The organism is Streptomyces jeddahensis (assembly GCF_001642995.1).
GTDB classification, from domain to species: Bacteria; Actinomycetota; Actinomycetes; order Streptomycetales; family Streptomycetaceae; genus Streptomyces; species Streptomyces jeddahensis.
The window spans coordinates 14,037-29,233 of sequence record NZ_LOHS01000164.1; the positions used below are offsets into that span (position 1 = coordinate 14,037).

Annotated in this window: 12 protein-coding genes and 3 pseudogenes; 8 read left to right on the forward strand and 7 right to left on the reverse strand. The window is 68.7% G+C overall.

Annotated features, from left to right (window positions below; genetic code table 11):
• Window positions 1-448 precede the first annotated feature (448 nt).
• Window positions 449-652 (reverse strand): cold-shock protein, encoded by a 204-nt coding sequence (locus STSP_RS32800; protein ID WP_067284674.1) that lies wholly within the window; start codon window positions 650-652, stop codon window positions 449-451.
• Window positions 653-1,047: 395 nt separating this feature from the next.
• Here STSP_RS32800 and STSP_RS39415 point away from each other — a divergent pair, with 395 nt between their 5' ends.
• The 3 genes and pseudogenes from STSP_RS39415 to STSP_RS32810 form a co-directional block, all read left to right on the forward strand.
• Window positions 1,048-1,197 (forward strand): hypothetical protein, encoded by a 150-nt coding sequence (locus STSP_RS39415; protein WP_157902956.1) that lies wholly within the window; start codon window positions 1,048-1,050, stop codon window positions 1,195-1,197.
• A gap of 173 nt (window positions 1,198-1,370) precedes the next feature.
• A complete protein-coding gene (locus STSP_RS37850) occupies window positions 1,371-1,637 on the forward strand; it encodes a hypothetical protein (RefSeq protein ID WP_078067702.1) in 267 nt (88 codons plus the stop codon).
• Window positions 1,638-1,694: 57 nt separating this feature from the next.
• Window positions 1,695-2,060, forward strand: a pseudogene (locus tag STSP_RS32810) (helix-turn-helix domain-containing protein); the annotation flags it as partial.
• Between the two features lie 155 nt (window positions 2,061-2,215).
• On the opposite strand, the pseudogene STSP_RS32815 reads toward STSP_RS32810, so the two are convergent.
• A pseudogene (locus STSP_RS32815) lies at window positions 2,216-3,677 on the reverse strand (IS1380 family transposase).
• A gap of 59 nt (window positions 3,678-3,736) precedes the next feature.
• On the opposite strand from STSP_RS32815, the pseudogene STSP_RS32820 reads away from it, so the two are divergent.
• A pseudogene (locus STSP_RS32820) lies at window positions 3,737-4,132 on the forward strand (transposase); the annotation flags it as partial.
• 465 nt (window positions 4,133-4,597) lie between these two features.
• Window positions 4,598-5,371, forward strand: coding sequence for a TniQ family protein (locus STSP_RS32825; protein WP_157902957.1), 774 nt, complete (start codon window positions 4,598-4,600; stop codon window positions 5,369-5,371).
• 189 nt (window positions 5,372-5,560) lie between these two features.
• On the opposite strand, the gene STSP_RS41060 is transcribed toward STSP_RS32825, so the two are convergent.
• The 4 genes from STSP_RS41060 to STSP_RS32845 all read right to left on the reverse strand — a co-directional run bounded on the left by STSP_RS41060 (window position 5,561) and on the right by STSP_RS32845 (window position 9,976).
• Entirely contained in the window at window positions 5,561-7,144 is a 1,584-nt protein-coding gene (locus tag STSP_RS41060; RefSeq protein WP_332835407.1) for a transposase, read from the reverse strand.
• Window positions 7,071-8,165, reverse strand: a complete 1,095-nt coding sequence (locus tag STSP_RS32835; protein ID WP_067284678.1) for an ABC transporter substrate-binding protein — start codon at window positions 8,163-8,165, stop codon at window positions 7,071-7,073. Before STSP_RS32835 ends, STSP_RS41060 begins: the two co-directional genes overlap by 74 nt.
• 72 nt (window positions 8,166-8,237) lie before the next feature.
• Entirely contained in the window at window positions 8,238-9,119 is an 882-nt protein-coding gene (locus STSP_RS32840; RefSeq protein WP_067284679.1) for an ABC transporter permease, read from the reverse strand.
• The gene (locus STSP_RS32845; protein WP_078067704.1) at window positions 9,116-9,976 is read right to left on the reverse strand and encodes an ABC transporter ATP-binding protein; all 861 of its coding nucleotides are present in this window, start codon (window positions 9,974-9,976) and stop codon (window positions 9,116-9,118) included. The genes STSP_RS32840 and STSP_RS32845 overlap by 4 nt, the downstream gene beginning before the upstream one ends.
• Before the next feature lie 237 nt (window positions 9,977-10,213).
• On the opposite strand from STSP_RS32845, the gene STSP_RS32850 reads away from it, so the two are divergent.
• Window positions 10,214-11,878 (forward strand): ATP-binding protein, encoded by a 1,665-nt coding sequence (locus tag STSP_RS32850; RefSeq protein ID WP_067284680.1) that lies wholly within the window; start codon window positions 10,214-10,216, stop codon window positions 11,876-11,878.
• Complete coding sequence (locus STSP_RS32855; RefSeq protein WP_067284681.1) at window positions 11,875-12,564, forward strand: response regulator; 690 nt, start codon at window positions 11,875-11,877, stop codon at window positions 12,562-12,564. The genes STSP_RS32850 and STSP_RS32855 overlap by 4 nt, the downstream gene beginning before the upstream one ends.
• 1,152 nt (window positions 12,565-13,716) lie before the next feature.
• On the opposite strand, the gene STSP_RS32860 is transcribed toward STSP_RS32855, so the two are convergent.
• Entirely contained in the window at window positions 13,717-14,691 is a 975-nt protein-coding gene (locus STSP_RS32860; protein WP_067284682.1) for a hypothetical protein, read from the reverse strand.
• A gap of 180 nt (window positions 14,692-14,871) precedes the next feature.
• Between STSP_RS32860 and STSP_RS32865 the strand changes: the two genes are divergently transcribed.
• The gene (locus STSP_RS32865; RefSeq protein ID WP_067284683.1) at window positions 14,872-15,144 is read left to right on the forward strand and encodes a heavy-metal-associated domain-containing protein; all 273 of its coding nucleotides are present in this window, start codon (window positions 14,872-14,874) and stop codon (window positions 15,142-15,144) included.
• Window positions 15,145-15,197 lie beyond the last annotated feature (53 nt).

Below are 15,197 nucleotides of genomic sequence, written 5' to 3' on the forward strand. Positions count from 1 at the left end.
GCCACCGTTACGTCTGGTCCGCGCGACGCCGGAAGAACCCGTCGGAAAGATCCGCGTGCTCGGAGTCGACCCTGGCAGACCACAGATCGCAAAGCACGCGTGTGCGTACAGCGTGCTGCACCGCCGGCGGTCCTGGAGAGCTAGCTGGTGGTTGCCGCGCACCCCAGCGTTAGCCTGCGCAGCTTCCTTTTCTCTTGACGGCTCAGCAAGGGGAGGCCGCACGAACCCTCCTCGGCTACGTGATCTCGCTGTCGCTGCCGACCTCTGATGCGCAGGTATTCGCCACCGTTGTGGCCATCCGGGCCGCACGGGGCGGGGCCGGCAACCTAACTGGCACGAACCTGTCGTCTATGCGTCTGACCGATGTGCGCAGTGCCGTTGATGCAGTCCGCCCGGACGCACGACGCCCGCCCCGGTTGTCCGGGAGCGGGCGTCGTGGCGGATCGGTTCAGGCGGGGGTGATGTTCTCCGCCTGAGGGCCCTTCTGGCCCTGGGTGACGTCGAAGTTCACCTTCTGGCCTTCCTGGAGCTCGCGGAATCCCGAGGCGGCGATGTTGGAGTAGTGGGCGAAGACGTCCGGGCCGCCGCCGTCCTGCTGAATGAAGCCGAAGCCCTTTTCCGAGTTGAACCACTTGACGGTTCCGCTGGCCATATGTCCTCCAAGGGGACTCGAAGTCGGCTCCCGCACCGTGCGGGGACCGGAGGTGATCGCCCTGGTCCTCAGAGACTCTGAACAGCAAGACGCCCGCGAACTCGCGCTCACGGGCGACCGGTACTTCGGGAACCATGACAGCTGCTCTGACGCTACACGGACAGTTCTACTGGCACCACGAGAATCCTCACGTGGCGTGAGTCAGGCGCGCAGGTCCTCGCTTCGGTCGGGCTCCGTACGCACGCGATGGTGGCATCCAACCGGGCCGAAAAAAGGGCGGCCCGCCGCGCTAAAGGTTGTCCCATAAGCAGTCACCCATCGTTGGCCTGACCCTTCCCCAGGCCAGCACGCTAGCCTGCTCGGGCTTGAACGTCGGCTAGCGCCAAGGAGGATGCGTGGGCGGCTCGATAGCGGCATTGCCTATCGCTGCGTTGGGTGTCGTCGGCACCCTGGCTTCCGGACTCCTGACGCAGCGCGCCGCTGCACGTGCCCGGATGGTGGAGCTGGAACACGACCAGCGGCACCGGCGGGACGAAGAGGACTGAAATCGGCGCCAGGCCATGTTGGAACGGCGTCATGCCTGCTATGTCGCACTGAACATGGCCGACCGGCAGTTTCACTCGACGTTGCTCCTGTACGTCGATGCCCTGCGCACCGGCGTGGACATCGAGCGGGCCAAGGCCGACGCGGAAGCTGCCCGTGACGCGATGCGGGAGCGGTGGGGGAGGCGCAGCTCGTGCTGCCGGACGCGCTGCTGCCGGTGGCGGCGGTGGCCAACGGCGACCTGTGGAAGATCTACGAGATGGTGCGCCGGATCGAGCGCGGTCATGAGGAGTCCGGCGAAACGCTGGAAGCGGCACACGATCGTCTGCGGGAGGCGACGAGGTCCTCCCTGTTTGACCTGCGCGAGGCGATGCGCAGGGACCTGGGAGTCAGCGCCCTGTCCGAAGGCGCCGATAGGCCAGCTCGCCGGTCTCAGCAATGAGGGCTCTGCAAAGGGGTATCCGGTAACTGTGCTGGTCGCAGGTGGGATGATCTTGCCGTGGCTGGTGTGATCACGGCGTCGGAGCCGTCCTGGATAGCCCCGTTCACCGGGATGAGTCCGCGTCAGTTCGGCAAGCTGATCAGCGCGCTGCGACAGGAGGGCGCGGAACCGGTACGCAAGGGCCGGCCGTGGAGCCTTCCGCTGGAGGACCGGATCCTGTTGGTCGCGGCCTACTGGCGCACGAACCTGACACTCCGGCAGTTGGCCCCGCTATTCGGGGTCTCAAAGTCCGCGGCCGGTCTCATTATCGGCCACCTCGCACCGTCGCTGGCGCTCCGGTTCCGCAGGGGCACGGTGCTGATCGTGGACGGAACCCTGGTGCCCACGCGAGATCACGCGGTCGCCGAGCAGTCGAAGAACTACCCTCCCCGTTTCGCTTCGCGTGGCTGAGTTGGTCGGATCGTGGTGAAGCGGTGGTTTCGGTTGCTCGTGGCTGCTGGGCATGGCTGGGGCCCGACGCTCGGGTCGGGTTCTCCAGGGTTCCTCGGGTCGTGGGTGGTCAGGGGCGGTGCCGCGGTTCAGGTGGCCGGCCGTGGCAGGGCCGTGAGGCGGGCGAATGCGCTGGTCAGCGTTTCGCCAGGGCCACGTTGCGGAGATCCTCAGGTGCAGGCGGCGACCGCCGCGGGTGATGCGGGCAGCTGCGTGCAGCAGCCGGTAGCGGAGCTTCTTCGTCTCGGCGGTGGCCAGTTCGCCTTCCAGCAGCAGAGTGCGCATCCAGGCGAGCAGGTCGAGGGCGGTCAGGGCCAGCTCCAGCCAGGCGGTGTTGATGGCGAAGTGTCGCGAGGGAAAGCGGCCGAAGCCCGTGGTCTTGCCGCAGCGGATGCGGTCCTCGACGCGGGCGTGCGCCCGGTGGCGTACTTCCAGGTGCTGCAACGAGCCTTCGCCGTAGGGGGTGTCGGTGAGGAAGACCTGGTGGCGCATGCCTTCGTCGAGGTCGAACAGGGACAGTTGGGCGCCGGGATGCGGGTGCTCACGCCGCACGATGATCCGCGTGCCGTCGGGGTGGCCGTCCAGGTCCACAAGGCCGGTCAGCTCGGCGACCTCCGCGCCGGTGCGCAGGGAGCCTTCCTTCTCCAGCGCGGGATGCCAGACGTGTTCGGGCAGGGCGCGGATCGCGCGGCGGACCGGTTCGGTGACGGGATGACCGACCGAGAAGGACGTGTGGATGCCGCGCGAGCGCAAGCGGCGCAGGTGGGTCAGGAATGCCTTCGCGCTTCCGGCGCTGTCGGTGCGGATGAGGATGTCGGTGCCGTGGCGGTGGGCGTCGGGGATCTGGGCCAGGGCCTGATCGAGGACAGCGATGTGATCGGCGGCGGTGTTGGCCCCGGCGATGCCCGGCCGCAGTACTCCGGCCAGGGCTTCTCCGGTGTTGTCCAGGAAGCACAGCAGCGGGTGGTAGCCGAAGCCGCGTTTATAGGTGGCCGCCGCCTGCTCCTTCTCGGAGTGACAGGTGACGAGTGTGGCGTCGATGTCCAGGACCAGGCCCGCAAGGTCGCGTCCGCCCGCGTGGGCCGTGGGTATCCCAGGGCCGGTGTCGGCAGCCTGCATCCAGGCGACTTCGCGGGCGGCGGCGCGGGCCGCCCGCAGTGCCGCGAGGGCGGCAGGATCGATGCCGGCCAGCAGCCGCCAGGCGGTCGGAGTGGAGGCCACCGGACCGAACACCTCGGCCTGATCGCGCAGTAGAGCCAGGTCCGTGATGGCCTCGCCGCCGTCGGCGAGCATCACCGCCAGATCCACCGCGATTCTTCCAGGGGCGTGCCCGGTACCGCGTGGCCGCAGCCGACGCAGAGCGTCGGTGAAGGATGCGGTCAGGCCGGTGGCGTCGGCGAGATCGGCCAGCAGGCGGGACCCAGCGTGGTTGATCACCCCGCGCCCGTCGGACGAGACGACGAGCCTGGGGCGCGACCCGGTAGTGTGCACGCAGAAAGTGCCTTCCTGCTGGAACGACGACCTTAGACAAGCCTCATCGTCCCAGCTCAGAAGGCACTTTCGCGTTTCCGCTCAAGATCCGGACACCGTGGCAAGTGAAACGCGCAGGCTACCGGTACTCAACCAATCACCAGGTCGTCATCGATGCGGACACCCGGCTCGTGGTCGCCGTGAGCCGACCGGTGCCCCGCAACCGCAACGACTGCAAAGCATGGGAGCTATCCGGCGCGAAGGAAGCCGTCGGCAGCACCACGGTGATCGCGGACGGTGGCTACCGGGGCACCGGCCTGGTCATCCCGCACCGCCGCGAGCGTGGCCAGGCCGAACTGCCTGCCTGGAACGAAGAGCACAACGCCTCGCACCGCAAAGTCCGCGCCCGCGTCGAGCACGCCTTCGCCCGGATGAAGGGCTGGAAGATCCTGCGCGACTGCCGTCTGAAGGGAGATGGCGTCTACCACGCCATGCTCGGCATCGCCCGCCTGCATAACCTCACCCTCGCCGGGTGACCGGCCAACGACAGATCCGCCACCATGTCGTAGGTCATTTACGGGACAACCTTTAGAGGCGATGGCCGTGCTGCTCGGTCAGAAACCTGACAGCCGGTCGCAAGATCACAAATGGCTCCCGTCCGATCCGTCCTACCGGCTCCCACTCGCCCCGTCCGGAATAGCCCCTCCTTTGCAGCGCCCGTCTGCAAGCCAGCGTGCACCGTCCACCTGCCCGTCACCGCGGGGAACGATCAACTCACCCACGGGAAACAATCTTGAAAACGCTTCATTCGCCCTGCTCAACCCCACTCGTGAACACCCCGGAGGTGCCCCCCTGTCAGATCGCCGGCGCTGAAGGGCCGGCCTCTCGGCTCAGGCACCGCCGTCGCAGTTCTGTCCCGAGAGCAGCGCGAAAGAGCGTTTTCGCGGAGAAGGTGTCCTGGGTGTGGCTATTTATAGGCCACCTCTGCCTACCGTCGCCTCGTGTCGCAGCCCACCAGCGGGTCTCCGGGACGAGCCCGTACGCCCAGCACACCGCCTAACCCGTCGGATCTGCCGATCAGGGTTCCGATGGTCCAGGGCGAGAGCAACGCCTCGTACCTCGCCCGCACCGCCACTGCGAACGGGCTCGAGCTGCCGCGCCTGCTGAAGGCGCTGCACCAGGAGCGGCTGCCACGAAATGCGGCGGACGTGCTCCCCGCCCGGCAGGAAGTCATGGTCAGCGCTGAGGCGATGGCGCGCCTGTCCGGGCTCGTGGAACGCGATGGGGAGCAGCTGCAGCGCTCCCTTCCCGGTCTCCAGGCCGAGAAGCTGCTGGACGCCGCCGCGGGCACCGTACGCATCATCGCGTGGCCCAAGGAGCCGGGCGCCGCTCCGCTGAAAGCCTGCCCTCTGTGTGTGGAGGAGGGGGCGTGGCTGGTCGCGGCCGGGCGCCGGTGGCGGCCCTGCGGCTGCGGCCGGCGATGGCAGTGCGGCGACGACGGCGGTATCTCATCGACACCGCACCGGTCCCCGACATCGCACACGCTCTCCAGCGGCACCGGGCCTTCAACCACCGCCTGGGACCGGCCGGGGACGCGCTCGTGGCCGACGCGCACCGGTGACGCTGTGGTGGTGGGCCTCCAAGCAAGTCGCCCGGGAGGTGTGGCGGGAGCGGGAGAACGCACTGCCGTCGGCCCCAGGCTGCGACGCCGCCAGGCCGCCCCGGCCGTCGTCTACCCCGAAGCGGTCGACCTCGCCGAAGCGATGGACCAATAGGAAGAGCTACGCGGCAAGACCGGTGTCTCGCCAGACGACTGGCTCGCGCAGGTCGCTGCTCAGTTCGGCGTACCCGGCATGGCTGCCGGCCCTCCACCACCAGGTCGGCGACCGCGGCCCTTTCCGGGCGAACTCCTGCCTGCGGTGGGTGTTCGGCTGGCACCTCACCTCCACCACCGAGCTGTGCCCCTACTGCCGCGGCCGCGAACTCGGCTGCCGTTGCTTGTTGGTCAGACCCGAGGAGGCGGGGATCGGTGCGACCCCTGCGAAGGAGGCGAAGGCCGCTTCGCAGCGGAACCGGCCCGGGTGCGACCAACTGACCAGTATCTCCGTTGCGGTGATCGCGCCGATGCCGAGCAACTCCAATAGTCCTGGCCCATGTTCGTGAACGAGCTGAAGGAGCTCTCTCTCCAGCTCGCGGGCCTCGACCTGCAGATGGCGGATGCGCTGGGCGGTGGAACGCAGTGCACGGATGGTCATGCGGTGCTCCGTGGACAGCGCGGAGCAGTCAAGGAGGCCCGCGCAGTGCGTGACCTGTGCGGGTCGGCTCAGACGGCGCAGTTCCGCGCGGAGGTCGTCCCGCGCGGAGATGATCAGAGCCTTGAGCTGGTTGATGGCCGCGGTAGAGGCGTGCACGGCGCCCTGCCGGGCGGCCAGCAGCACGCGCATGGCCTCGCTTTCTCCGCGTTTGCGGGGCTGGATGACGTGCTCCGTGGCCAGGGCCTCGCGAGCCGCGCGAACAGCGTCGAGCATGTCCGTTTTCCGCTCGCCGCGGACCGGCGGACGCTTGGGGCGGCAGACCTCAACGACCTGTTCGCCAGCATCTTCGAGGAAGGCAGCGAGGCCAGCGCCGTAGCTTCCTGTTCCTTCGAGCGCCCAGCAGCGTCGGCCGGGCACGTGTGCAGGCGAAGTCGAGAAGACGCCAATAGCCGCGGCCGTGAGCGGGTGCCTCCGTGGTCTCCAGGACAGCCACGATGGGGCTGACGACAGCGCAGCAAGCGTGTCGCGGTGGGTGTCGACACCGATGACGCCGTCGACGTGTTCTGCGAGCATGGTCACGCGGTTGTTCTCTCCGGGTCGGATGGCCGTGGTCGGCGTCGGCCTGGGTGGAGTCACCACGTGGCGGAACTGTGATGAGTCACGCCGGAAGGCGGACAAGCTGCTGATCAAGCCAACGGGTGGGCCAGGCCGACGCCCGCGTCCGGCAGACATCTCGGAGGAACGGCAGTCCCTGACGGGACGCCAGTTATTTTGCGAGTCATGCCGGATCACGAGCGCTGACCCTGGCAACAACCCATCCCGGGCCGAAGAAGAACTCTCACAGTTATCCTCTTGGCAGTCCTGCAAGGGGACCGCTGGCCTCCGGGGCGTCGAAGAACGGGGGGCGCGGAGGGGATTGTCGGGAGCGAGGTGAGCACGAGGGCCTGCTCCGGGCACGCCGTCGGTGACACGGGGCAGTGAGGGCCGGTTCGGGCGACCGTGCCCGATCGTCGACCTGCGCGGGCAGCGGCCGGGCGGCAGGACGGGCACCCTCCCTGGAGCTGCTTCGAACGCCGGCTCCAGCACTGGTCTCCTCTGCGAGGAGGGTGAGCGGGGACAGGCCGGCGTGGCACAGAAGGTACCCGCCCGACAGCTCGCGCTCATTGGCCTGGCGCCGCCCAATTGACTGCACTTGGGCGGCTCCGTGACCGGTGAATGCTCAGCCGTTCGGCCCTGCTGGGCTCGTGGTGGTCTTGAAGCCCTCGGTCTTGTTGGCCTGGATGGCGAAGTCATTGGTGAACGTCTTGCTGAGGTCCACCGACGACTTCACGTCCCCGACCAGCTTCTCCGTCGCCAAAGAGGTCTTCGGACCGCCGGACGGCATGATGCCGTCTGGGAGGAACTGACCCTTGTCCTCCTTGAGGGCTGCGATGTAGTCGGCCTTGGTCACCAACTGGTTCGACACGAACGACGCCGGCAGCTTGTTCGCGATGTCGGCCGCGCTGTGGGAGTTGATCCAGTGCATGGTGGCGACGAGCGCGTCGACGACCTTCTGCACCGTGTCCTTGTGCGCATTCACCCAGTCGGTGCGGGCGAGCACACTGGCAGCGGGATAGGCACCGCCCATCGCCGCCGTGGCACCTTCCGTGGTCGCCAGGTCGATCGCGGAGGTACCGACGCCCTTCTTCTCGATCGCGGCCACCGTCGGCTGCGTCGTCATGACGCAGGCGACCTTGCCGTTCTGCAGCGCGGCGATGGCGGTGGAGCCCGCGCCGACCCCGATCCGGTGGTATTGGCTGGTCTTGACGTCCTTCTTGGCGGCCAGGAACTGGGTGAGGGTGTCGGTGCCCGAACCCAGGTCGGTGACGCCGAGGGTCTTTCCCTTGAAGTCGGCCGCCGAGTGGACGCCCGATTTCTTGGTGCACATCTCGCGCTCGCCCGGCGCGCCGGAGAGCTGGACGACGTCCTCGACGGCCTTGCCCTTCGCCTGGAATTCGATCGTGTGGTTGTACCAGGCGCCCGCCATGTCCACCTGCCCCGAGGCCATGGCTTCCTCGGCGCCGACACCGCCGTCCTGCTCGGTGCTCAGCTGGACGTCGACGCCGTATTTCTTGTAGTAGCCGAGGCTCTGGGCGAGTTGGTACGGCAGGTAGATCTGCTTGTCGATGCCGCCGACCATGAGCTTGACGGTCGGCGTGCCGCCGGAGCCGCTGCTCGCGGCGGTGCTGCTGGAGTTGCTGGAACAGGCGCTGGCCGCGCCAAGGGCGAGAACGGTGAGGAGAGACGCGGCGAGGGCGGCGGGTCGTCCGGACATGGCTGGCCACATTCCTTTCTGAGATGGAACAGGGAAGGTACGGAGGGGTGGGACGGGGAGGAGGGGCGGCGGTCAGATGGTGCTGGAGGCCTCGGACGGGGCCGGCGGGCGCCAGGACAGCAGCCGGTGCTCGAGCTTGCCGATCAGCCACTCGGCGCCGAGCACGATGACCGAGATGACGAGCATCGTGGCGAACACGCCGTTGGGGTCGAAGTTGTTCTGCGCAGTCTTGATGACCAGGCCCAGGCCGCTCTGCGCGCCAAGCACCTCGCCGACCAGCGCGCCGACGATGGCGAAGCCGAAGGCGCTGTGCAGGCTGGCGATGATCCAGGTGAGTGCGGAGGGCACGGTGACGTGCCGGATGATCTGCATCTGCGAGGCGCCGAGGACCTTGGTGTTGGCGAGGATGTTGCGGTCGACCTCGCGGACGCCCTGGAAGGCGTTGAAGAAGACGATGAAGAACACCAGCACCGCGGCGAGCAGGATCTTCGGCAGCACGCCGATGCCGAACGCGACGATGAAGATGGAGCCGAGGACGATACGCGGGATCGCGTTGACCATCTTGATGTAGGGGCCGAGCACGTCGGCGAGGAAGCGGCTCCGGCCGAGCGCGACGCCGAAGATCACTCCGGTGACGGCCCCGAGGGCGAAGCCGACGAGCGCCTCCTGGATCGTGGTCCAAATGTTGGAGTAGAAGGACCCGAACTCGGTGCCGTGCCGGAAGAGGTCGACCAGCCGCTGGGCGATGCCGGACGGCTGCCCGAAGAAGAATTTGTCGACGATCCCCCAGGTGGTGAAGGCCTGCCAGCCGCCGATGACGAAGACCGCGAGGCCGATGCGACCCGCCCACACCAGCGCGGTGCGCCGCCGGACGGCGCTCTTGGCGGCGGCCGTGGCCGAGAGCTGTGCGCCGTCCTTGACCGGTGCGGTGGAAACGGTGGACGTCGTACTCATGCCGTACCTCCTGCGGTGCGTGCGTAGGCTCGCTCCACCTCCTCGCGCAGCGAGTCCCAGATCTGGTGCTGAAGTTCGATGAAGCGGGGCTGGAAGCGGATCTCCTGGACCGAGCCGCGCGGGCGCGGCAGGTCGATGTCGAAGACCGCCTTGACCGAGCCGGGGCTGGACGTCATGACGACGACCCGGTCTGCGAGCGCCACGGCCTCGTCGAGGTCGTGGGTGATGAAGATGACCGACGGACGGATCTGCTCCCACAGGCCGAGCAGTTCGGTCGACATGATCGCCTTGGTCTGCACGTCCAGGGCGCCGAACGGCTCGTCCATGATCAGGATCTTGGGTTCGTTGATCAGCGCCGCGGCCATCGCCACGCGCTTGCGCATGCCGCCGGAGAGCTGGTGCGGGTAGCGGTCCTCGAACCCCGTCAGGCCCACCCGGCGCAGCCAGTCGCGTGCCGCGGTCTGGGCCTGCTGCTTGGGCACTTGGCGGAAGACCGGGCCCATCAGGACGTTGCCGAGGACCGTCTTCCAGGGCAGCAGCGCGTCGGACTGGAACATGAAGCTGACGCCGTCGGTGACGCCGTTCACCTCACGGCCGCCGACCTTGACCGAGCCCTCGCTGGGCCGGTCGAGCCCGGACACCAGGCTCAGCGTCGTCGACTTGCCGCAGCCGGTCGGGCCCACCACCGCGCAGAACTGGCCCGGCTCCACGGTGAACGAAACGTCCTGCAGTGCCGTGAACACCTCACCCGCAGGAGTCAGAAATCGTTTGGTGAGTCCTGAAATCTCGACTCGCGCGCTGTCCCGGCCGATCTTCTCGGCGAGGGGGCCTGCCGCGACATCGTTTCGCGAAGCCATCTGAGGCCGTCTCCTTCCTAAGCTCGGAGGTCGAAGAAGGCAGACGCTAAAAGGCCGCTCGGTATTACGTCGCTGTTTCAGGCGTATCTTGCGTTAGTCGTGTTACCAGGGGTTCTGCGCGTTCTGCTCAGCGGGCTGGGGGGTGGGCAAGCTGCCCTCGGTGGGACACAATCACGCCACCACGGGTGCGGCGAAGGGGCCGAGCCCGGCAGCACGACAAGGGCGAAGGCACCTGTGATGCCCATCCGTATCCGGATCGGCCGCGGCGGGAAGGGAAGGCTCTCCGCGCGGATCCTGGCCAACCAACTGGCCATCCTGGCCCTCACCGGAGCCATCGGCTTCATACTGTTCGCGTTCGCCCAGCGAGGCGAGATCGACCGTGCCTACGAGCAGCGGGCGCTGGCCATCGCGCAGACCACGGCCGCCGAGCCGCAGATCCAGCGGGCCCTGGAGTACGGCGGTGGCGGCGACATCGTGCAGACCGTCGCCGAACGGATCCGGAAGGCGTCGGGGGCGTCGTATGTGGTCGTGATCGACCTGCACGGCATCCGCCACTCGCACCCCGACCCGGCGCTGATCGGCGAGCCGGTGGGCGATCCGATCGTGGTGCTGGACGGCGGCACCCACGTGGGCTCCGACCAGGGCGCGACCGGGCGGTCCGCCAACGGCAAGGCTCCGCTTTACGGGCCCACGGGCACGCTGGTCGGCGAGGTGTCGGCCGGCCTCCCGGAACGCGCTGTGCTCGGCGAGCTGTGGCGGGAGCTGCCCACCTTCGGCCTGTATGCCGCGATCGCCGTCGCGCTCGGCTCGGCAGCGGCGTTCCTGCTGGCCAGTCGGCTGAAGCGGTCGACGTTCGGGCTGGAACTCGAGGAGATCGCCGGACTGCTCCAGGATCGCGAAGCCATGCTCCACGGCATCCGGGAAGGCGTGATCGCCTTCGATCCGGACGGCCGGATCACTGTGATCAACGACGAGGCCCGCAACCTGCTCGGCCTCGGCACGGCGCTCGGCAGCAGGCTCGAGGAGGTGTTGCCCGACGGGCGGCTGCGCCGCGCCCTGGACGGCACCCTGACCGGCACCGACCTGAGCGTGCTGACCGACGACCACTGCCTGGTGGTCAACCGGATGCCGGTGAGGCTGCACGGCCGTGAACTGGGCGCGGTGGTCACCGTACGCGACCGCACCGAGCTGATCGGGCTGCTGCGCGAACTGGACTCGGTGCGCGGGCTGACCGACGCCCTACGCGCCCAGCAGCACGAGTTCACCAACCGCATGCACACCGTGGCCGGGCTGCTGGACATCGGCAACCACGACGCCGCCTACCAGTACGCCGTCGAGTCGGCCGGCGCCGACCAGGCGCTGACCGAGTCCGTCCGCGAACGGATCGGCAACGCGCTCCTCGTGGGGCTGATCGTCGCCAAGACCACGGTGGCCGCGGAACGCGGGGTACGGATGGTGCTCAGTGACGACTCCGCGCTCGGCGAGGACCCCCCGCATCTGCGCCGACTGCTGACCATCGTCGGCAACCTGCTGGACAACGCGATCGACGCGGCGGCAGGCGGACCGCCCCCGGGCGGTGGCCGCGAGGTGCGGCTTTCGCTGGTCGAGGCCGTCGACCAGGTGATGGTGCGGGTCGAGGACAGCGGCCCGGGGATTCCACCGGGCGCCGCCGAGTCGATCTTCGAGGACGGCTGGTCGACCCGGCCCGACCGCGGCACCGCCCGGCGCGGGCTGGGGCTGGCCCTCGTGCACCGGCTGACACAGCGTCACGGCGGGACGATCACGGTCAGCGAGGGGCCGGGCGCGGTCTTCACGGTCGCACTGCCGCTGCCGGACGCCACCCGCGTACCAGCAGACGCAGAGTTCACGATGGCCTCGCCGACAAGAGGTGACCGCGGATGATCCGGACCCTGGTGGTGGACGACGACTTCCACGTCAGCCACATCCACTGCGACTACGCGTCCCGCGTCGAGGGCTTCGAGGTGGTCGGCCGGGTGACGACCGTGGCCGAGACGCTGGACGCGGCGCGCACCCTCCGCCCCGACCTGCTGCTGCTCGACGTCTTCCTGCCGGATGGCAGTGGACTCGACGTGCTGCGGCAACTCAGTGGAGACGAGGGCGGCGCCCGCCCCGACGCGATCATGATCACCGCTGACAGGGACATCACCTCGGTACGGACGGCCATGAAGCTCGGCGCCGTGGGCTATCTCGTCAAGCCGTTCGGCGCCGCCGACCTGGCCGAGCGGCTCACCGCCTACCGCGAACTCCAGCAGCGCGTGGACGCCCTCGGCCTGGCCCCTCGAACCGACCAGGCCGACGTGGACGCCCTCTTCAGCGCCGCCCGGCCACCGGCCGTCCCCCGGGTCCCGGCCAAGGGGCACTCCGCGCCGACCCTCGCCCTCCTGCACCAGGTCCTCCGCACAACCCACGACGCCCTGTCCGCAGCCCAGGCCGCCGAACTCACCGGCGTCTCCCGCGCCACGGCCCAGCGGTACCTCTCGTACCTCGTGCGGGAGGGCATGGTCCGCCTAGAACTTCGCTACGGAGCCACAGGCCGTCCCGAACACCTCTACCGGATCGTCCATTGAGCCGGCCGCCGAGCCCCACCTGACAGGGGCGCAGCTCACCGGGGCCTCGTCGAGGCCGAGTTGAGCCCACAAGGACAGGAACAGACTGGCAAGGGCTGAGAAGCACCGACCCCATCTGACATGCTGAAACTGGCACATGGTCGTAGACGACGACGGCCTCGCCGCAAGTCCCGAGGCCGTCGATTCGGCAACGGTCCGGGTCGCAGTACAAGGAGCGCCCGGCTTGGTAGTGCACGACGACGCATGTACTCAGACACGGCCCGCGGCGGCGGACTTCAGCACGGCACCGGCCAAGGACCCCGTCCAGGAGGTGTACGCGGCGAGCACACTGCCCAGTGCTCCCTGACAACGGGCGAGTTCAGGATGCCAACGACGGAGGCACCCCAGCGTTGGAGCCTGCTGGGGTCGGGAGATCCAGTGGCGGCCTCGGTGACCAGGCGCGCCAAACTCACCGCCGACAAGCTCCAGCAACTCGCCGACCTCAAACTCCACTGGGCCGCGGCGTGAGGGGCTGGGTATGCGGGGTTCGGTAGGTCGCGCTGTCCAACCCTCACGCTGAGGTGGCGCGGTCTATCGGGGCGGGCAACGGCAACGACGTCGCGGTCGCGGTCGCACACGGCGCCCGGCGGGTGGACACCGTCGAGATCGACCCACGGCTGCAGCAGATCGGCGAGCAGCTGCACCCGGCAAGATCGAGGGCATCACGCTCGCCGACCCGTCCACGCTCGTGGTCGCGAACGACAACGACTTCGGGGTCGGATCCTTCGATTCGGAAGGACAGCTGGTCGACAGCGGTGTGCGCTCCAGGCTCATCACCATCCGGCTGCCTCAGCCAGTCCACGCCTACCTGCCCCGCTGACTTCCCATCCGCGACCGATCCGAGGCCGGCGCGCACCCGCTACCGGCCGCCATCTGGGCCAGGCATTCCTCGCCGAGGCAGCGACCGGTGAGCAGATCAAAGCATTGCGATCCGCACGCGACGCCGCCGCCCGAGGGCCGACCTGAACGCCCCGAGAGGCTGCGCCGCCAGCGCTTCGAAGCCGTCACCACGGCCACCCCACCCAAGCGCCTGGGCGCACTGAGCACCGCCCAGCCCGACGCCCACGGCACAAGGCGTTCGTGTGCCCCGCCGGATCGGTTGGTTCGCCTGCTTCAGTGGGTGTGGCCTGATGTCTCGTTCTGCGTGGGCGCCGAGGACGTTTCCGGTGCGCTGGGCCGGTCCTTCGTCTGCTCGGCGCGCACCGTGAATGCTGCGGTGTGGACGTCACCGCCGTGCTTGAAATCGAGGAACAGCCTGTATGTGCCGGCGCTGGGCGCCGTTGCGGTGAAGGAGACCTCGGGACCGGGCTTGGTCTTGCCGTCGCCGGGCTCGCCGTTGGGGTGGACGTGCAGGTACGCGAGGTCCCCGGAGCGCAGCGCTACGAGGTGGCCGTAGGCGCCGAGGTAGGGCTGGAGGTCACGCACCGGCTTGCCGTCCTTGGTCACGGTCAGTGTCAGTTCGCTGGGTTTGCCGGGTGCCAGTTGGCCGTGGAGCTGGACCTCGTAGCCGTCTGCCTTGGCTGTCGCGCTCGGGGCTGGGGTACGGGCGGGGGCGTAGGTGCCGGACACGGCAAGGTCGGTACCGAGGGTGAGCCCGTCGCCGCCGCGGGGTGTGAAGTCGGCGAAGAGGCGATAGCTGCCGGCCTTGGGCAGGTTGACGGGCGTGGACCAGGTGCCGTCGGCGGCGCGGGAGGGGTGCAGGTGGCGGTAGATGGTCAGGTCGCGTGAGGCGACGATCAGGTGCAGTTCCTTGTCGTGCTCGCGCTTGTAGGCGGTGACCGCACGTCCCGTGGCCTCTTGGACGACCGTGAATTGCAGGTCCGCGGGCTTCCCTGCCGGGATGCTCGGGGTCTTCAGGTCGAGGGTGTAGCCCCGGTCGGAGACCAGGAGTCCTCCAGGGGGTGCGGCTTGATGGCCTTGCTCGTGGTTTTCGCTCGCGTCGCCGCCCGGAGCGGCCGCGTGGCTGTTGTGAGCCGGGCGTTTCGGCTCGGGTGAGATCTGGCCGACGCTGCTGCCCACGCCGTAGGCGGTGCCGAAGGTGGCGGCCAGCGCGGCGGCGAAAGCAGTGATCCGCACTCCAGTGTTCACGTGTCCTCCTGGGTCTTACCACCGCCCGTCGGTGGCTCTCTCAACGCTCGCCAACATACCCCCTAGGGGTATGAAGTCAAGCGGGAACGACCCCTTGCGTCCAATACCCCCTGTGGGTATATGTTAGCGGCGCCGCAGGATACCCCCATGGGGTATCTAAATCGTCTGAGGAGGACCCCCATGTCCGGCTGCTGCACCACCGACGGAAGCTGCCCCACCCAGGCCGAGACCAAGGCCGTCTACAAGGTCAACGGCGTTGGCAGCGCCCACTGCCAGGGCGTCGTCGCCAAGGCCGTGGGCGCCCTTAAGGAGGTCACCGCGATTGAGGTCGAGATCGGTACCGGTCTGGTCACGGTGACGACCGCCGCCGAGCCCGACGAGGCGTTCGACGCGCTGATCGCCAAGACCGTCGACGAGGCCGGCTACGACTTCGCCGGCCGCGTGCCCGCCTGACGCACGACCCGGGCGGGGCCGCCGCTCTCCGGCCCCGCCCTCCGTACCTGCCG